Raw genomic sequence first — 5,070 nt, 5'->3', positions numbered from 1 at the left:
GTGCTGGAACGCCCAGCGGTTCCACGGCGGCCGGTCCCAGTCGAGCTTCGGCGGTACCATGGCGGGCGGCGAGCCCTGCATGATCGGCGGCCGCGCGTCGCTGTTGCGGTATGACTGCATGAGAATCCCCTGCCGCCGCATGCCGCTCTTCAGTTCACTTGAATGAGGGCGGTCTGCACAGCGGACGAAAAAGCCCCCGATTGGGCCTTTCGAGTGACGAACGCCCGACGCCATGGCGAAGAGCAATGCCGGCAGGCCAGGTGAGGGGCGGCGCGAACGCTGCGAATTCAGCGCTACCCCTCATACGGCCCTTGACCCGCCGTCTTCCAACTCGCGCGGAAGAAGGCGGAGTGCCGCTATTTCTGAACGTCCGTCCAGATGCGCGTGTAGAGTTGCTGCACCTCAGGCGAGCAAGGGGTGAGGAACTCGCCCGCTTTCTCCAGTTCTGGCGGTACCACCAGTTCGGGCGCATCCTTCATGTCGGCTGGCAAGAATGCCTGCGAGCCCTTGATGCCATTGGCATATTTGGCGAAGGCGGAGATCATGGCGGCGTTCTCGGGATCCATGATGAAGTTCATGAACAGCTTGGCGTTGTCGACATTCTTGGCATCCTTGAGGATGGCAACACTGTCCATGAAAAAGGGGAAGCCCTCCTTCGGGTAGCCGAACTTGATGTCGGGGTTCTTGATGCGCGAGCGCATGATGGCGCCGTTCCAGTAGTAGACGGCCGAATAGTCGCCGGCCGGTAGCTTATCGGTCACGCTATAATCCATGGCCAGCCATTTCGGCTTGGCCTCCACCAGCTTGTCGCGCACTTTCTTGAGCAATTCCTTGTCGTCCGTGCACCAGTTGCCGCCCAGATACTTGATGGTGGCGAACAGCACGTCGTTCATTTCCGGCGCGACATTGATCTTGCCAACCAGTTCCTTCGGCGGATCGAGGAAGATGGCCGAGGTGTTGATGTCGCCGTCATAGACCTTTGTGTTGACGCCGATGCCGGTCACGCCCCACTGCCACGGAACCGTATAATGACGGCCCGGATCCCAGGGAACGTTCACCCAGCGCTCGTCGACATTCTTGAAGTTCTCCATCTGGTCGGGCCGGGCCTCAAGCAGAAGCCCTTCCTTCACCCAGATCGGCACGTAGTTGGCCGACGGCACCACAATGTCGAAGCCATGACCACCGGCGCGTACCTTTGCTAGCGCGGTGTCGTTGGAGTCGTAGTCGGTGGTCGTCACCTTGACCTTATAGGTATCCTCGAACTTCTTGATCATCTCGGGGCTAGTGTAGTCGCCCCAATTAAAGATGCTGAGTTCGCCTTCCGCATACGCGCTGCCCGCAAAGGCAAACATTGCGAATACCGCCGTGGCAGCCGTGGTCTTCCATTTCATTGCTATTCTCCCGTTTGGCAATCGTTGGTTATGGCTTGCGCCTATTGACGAAGTAGAACACGGTTACGAGCACCACCGACAGCGCAAGAAATACCGTGGCGATCGCATTGATTTCCGGGCTCGTTTCGCGCCGCAACTGGCCGAGCATGTAGGTGGGCAGCGTATCCTGGCCGCCGGACTTGACGAATTCGGTGATGACCACATCGTCGAGCGAAATGACGAAGGCGAGCATGAAGCCCGCGATGATGGCCGGCCTCAAGAGCGGCAGCGTCACGAAACGGAAGGCTTTCCAGGGCGTGGCGTATAGGTCGGCGGCTGCGCGCTCCAGCGTCAGGTCCATGCTGTCCAGCCGCGCCCGGATCGGCAGGTAAGCGAACGGGATGCAGAAGGCGGTGTGGGCGGCGATCAGGTAACCGAGTCCTGAGTAACCGGTCCAGACCTTGATGCGCGAGAACACGATCAGGAGCGCGACGCCGGTGACTATCTCCGGCACCATCAGCGGCTGGTTGATGAAGGCGTATTTGAAGGTAAGGCCGGGATAGGGCCGCGTGCGGGTCGTGGCCAGAGCAGCCATGGTGGCGGCGATCGTCGATAGCGCGGCGGCCGAGACTGCCAGCACGAGCGAGCGGACGGAGGCGTCCTGCACAGCCGAATTGTGCCAGGCCGAAATAAACCAGCGCAGTGAGACGCCATCCCAGCGCGAAAGCGAATCCGCCGTGTTGAACGAATAGGTGACGAGCGCCGCGATCGGCAGATAGAGCGCGAAGAAGGTCAGAAGCGCCATGAACCCGAAGCCGGGTTGCGCCTGGATGTCGAACGGACGCTTAGCCATGGGCTCCCTCCGACCGGGATGCGTTGCGCACGTAGAACAGGAGCGCGATCATCACCAGCACCATGAGCGTAATTGAGATGGCCGCGCCAAGCGGCCAGTTACGGCCTGCGCCGAACTGCAGTTCGATCAGGTTGCCGAGCATCATGTTCTTGCCGCCGCCCAGCACCCGCGGAATGACATAGGCGCCAAGCGAGGGAATGAAGACCAGTATCGAGCCGGCTATGACGCCGGGCTTGATCAACGGGAAGACGATGCGGCGCAGAACCTGCCAGCGACCGGCGTAGAGGTCATATCCGGCCTCGACCAGCCGGAAGTCGAGCTTCTCCATCGAGGCGTAGATCGGCAGCACCATCAGAGGTAGGTAGACATAGATCATGCCGAGCAAGATGGCCGCGTCGGTATTCATGATCTGCAGCGGTTGCTTGATGATGCCGAGCGCCATCAGCGCGGTGTTGACCAGCCCTTCGTTGCGGATCACCTGCTGCATGGCGAAGGTGCGGATCAGGAGATTCGTCCAGAACGGAATGGTGACGAGGAAAACCCAGACCTCGCGCGTCTTCGGCGGTCGCGTGGCGATGAAATAGGCTGTGGGGAAGCCGAAGAACAACGTCAGCACGGTGGTGTAGAACGACAGGCTTATCGAACGCCAGAAGATCGACAAATGCGCATCGGCGAAGGCCAGAGTGTCGTCGAAGATGTCGCGCTGCAACAGCACCGACAGCCAGCCATCGGTGGAGAATTTCCACACCACGCCGCCATAGGGCCCCGGCGTCAGGAAGGAATAGATCACGACGATCAGCAGCGGGCCGGACGCCGCCAGGAAGATGATGATCAGTGCCGGCGCCGACAGCACCCACCGATCGCGGATATCTCTGCGTTCGGCTTCCTTGGCGACTTCTTCCGCGCTCGCCATCAGTCCCTCACCACTTGCGCGGCGTCATTGCCGATCACGATGCCGACCTTGTCGCCGCGCTCGAAGCCGCAACCGGCGCTGCGCGTGTTCTGCTGGCGCACGGTGAAGACCTCGCCGCTGTCGAGCCGCACATGTATATGAGTGTCGGTGCCGAAATAGACGATGTTGTCGACAGTGCCGGACAATTCGCCCTTGTCCTTGGTCAGCTTGGCATGCTCGGGCCTCACCACCACGGTGGCGTTGTCCTTCGGCTGGAAGCCCTCGGCAACGGTCGCCTCGATGGTCGCGCCGGATTTGAGTGTGGCGCGCGCCTTGCCATTGCCGATGTTCGAGACCGCGGCGGTGAGAAAGTTGGTTTCACCGATGAAGTCGGCGACGAAGCGCTCCGCCGGCTTGTCGTAGATGTCCCACGGCGAGCCGACCTGCAGGATCTTGCCCGCCGACATCACCGCAATGCGATCCGACATCGTCAGCGCTTCTTCCTGGTCATGGGTGACGAAGATGAAGGTGATGCCGGTCTCATGCTGCAGTCGTTTCAATTCGATCTGCATGTCCTTGCGCAGCTTGAAGTCGAGCGCCGACAGCGGTTCGTCGAGCAACAGCACCTTCGGCTGCGGCGCCAGCGCCCGCGCCAGAGCCACGCGCTGCTGCTGGCCGCCGGAAATCTGGCCGGTGCGGCGGCCGGCGAGAGCTTCCATCTTGACCAGCTTCAGCATCTCGGCGACGCGCGCCTTGATCTCGGCCTTCGGCTTGCCCAGCATTTCCAGGCCAAAGCCGATATTGTCGGCCACCGTCATATGCGGGAACAGCGCGTAGGACTGGAACACGGTGTTGACCGGCCGCTTGAAGGGCGGCAGCGGCGCGATGTCCTGGCCGTAGAGCAGGATCTCACCGGCGGTTGGAAAGTCGAAGCCGGCGATCAGCCTGAGCAACGTCGTCTTGCCGCAGCCGGATGGCCCCAGCAACGTGAAGAATTCGTTCTCGCGGATAGATACCGAGACCGTGTCGAGGGCAGCTACCTGCCCCTCACCTGATCCGAAAATTTTTCTGACGTTTACTACTTCAATCGCATTCCGATCCGGTTTGTCCGGCACGATTACGCCTCACTGTTGACCCCGCTCTTGCTGGCGGAGCTCTTCCCCTGTTCGATGTGACCACATGGCCGGTGGGTTGGCAAGCCCGGCATTGGGTCACAGTTCAATCAGTCATTGAGGCCTGCAAGCCCCATGCCATAGTCAGGCCTGATAGGTGACCTTGCCGCCGCAAATCGTCGTCACCGGCCGCACCTTGTGCAGGTCGGCCGGGGCGGTGTTCTCGATATCCATCGACAAAACCACCAGATCGGCCATGTAGCCTGATTTCAGCGTGCCCTTGCGGTGCTCGGCGAATTCGGCGTAGGCGCCCTCGATCGTGTAACCGGCGATCGCTTCATGCAGTGAGAAACTCTGGTCCGGGTCTCTTTCTGCCCACGGTTTGCGCAACACTGCCGCCTGAATGCCCAGGATCGGATCGATCGGCGACACCGGCCAATCCGATGCGAAGACGACATGCGCGCCGGCATCCTTCAAGGTCCGCCACGCATAGCTCAGCGGCCAGCGCGCCGGCCCGATGCGCGATACCGTCGGCTCCAGTGGAAAATCCATTGCGCCCGGCGGATGCGGCGGTTGCATGGAGGCAATGACGCCGAGTTCGGCGAAACGCGGCACATCAGCGGTGGTGGTGACCTCGATGTGCTCGACGCGGTGACGGCTGTCGCGCTTGCCGTTCGCCTTCTGCGCCGCCTCATAACCGTCGAGCACCGCGCGCACCGCGCCGTCGCCGATCGAATGCACGGCGATCTGCAGCCCGCGTCTGTCGACCGCGACGGCCAGATCGATGAACTGTTGCGGCGTGAACAGCGGCTCGCCCACCCAGTCGAGCCGGGCGGCATAAGG

The 5,070-nt window shown here is 61.6% G+C and carries 5 protein-coding genes and 1 pseudogene; all 6 read right to left on the bottom strand.

Going from position 1 to position 5,070, the window contains the following annotated elements; all coding sequences use genetic code 11:
* A pseudogene (locus EN893_RS39335) lies at nucleotides 1–120 on the bottom strand (6-aminohexanoate hydrolase); the annotation flags it as partial.
* Between the two features lie 236 nt (nucleotides 121–356).
* Nucleotides 357–1,391 (bottom strand): extracellular solute-binding protein, encoded by a 1,035-nt coding sequence (locus EN893_RS18520; RefSeq protein ID WP_127268195.1) that lies wholly within the window; start codon nucleotides 1,389–1,391, stop codon nucleotides 357–359.
* 28 nt (nucleotides 1,392–1,419) lie between these two features.
* A complete protein-coding gene (locus EN893_RS18515; protein WP_127268194.1) occupies nucleotides 1,420–2,223 on the bottom strand; it encodes an ABC transporter permease in 804 nt (267 codons plus the stop codon).
* Nucleotides 2,216–3,136: an ABC transporter permease gene (locus tag EN893_RS18510; RefSeq protein ID WP_127268193.1), complete on the bottom strand. Its 921-nt coding sequence runs from the start codon at nucleotides 3,134–3,136 to the stop codon at nucleotides 2,216–2,218. The genes EN893_RS18515 and EN893_RS18510 overlap by 8 nt, the downstream gene beginning before the upstream one ends.
* A complete protein-coding gene (locus EN893_RS18505) occupies nucleotides 3,136–4,230 on the bottom strand; it encodes an ABC transporter ATP-binding protein (protein ID WP_127268192.1) in 1,095 nt (364 codons plus the stop codon). The genes EN893_RS18510 and EN893_RS18505 overlap by 1 nt, the downstream gene beginning before the upstream one ends.
* A gap of 141 nt (nucleotides 4,231–4,371) precedes the next feature.
* Nucleotides 4,372–5,070, bottom strand: a 699-nt coding sequence (locus EN893_RS18500) for an amidohydrolase family protein (protein ID WP_164900949.1), incomplete at its 5' end; no start/stop codon positions are given.

The organism is Mesorhizobium sp. M7A.F.Ca.CA.004.04.2.1 (assembly GCF_004022825.1).
Classification (GTDB): domain Bacteria; phylum Pseudomonadota; class Alphaproteobacteria; order Rhizobiales; family Rhizobiaceae; genus Mesorhizobium.
Note: the sequence above shows the minus strand (reverse complement) of the source record. Positions and strands in the feature narration are given on the sequence as shown.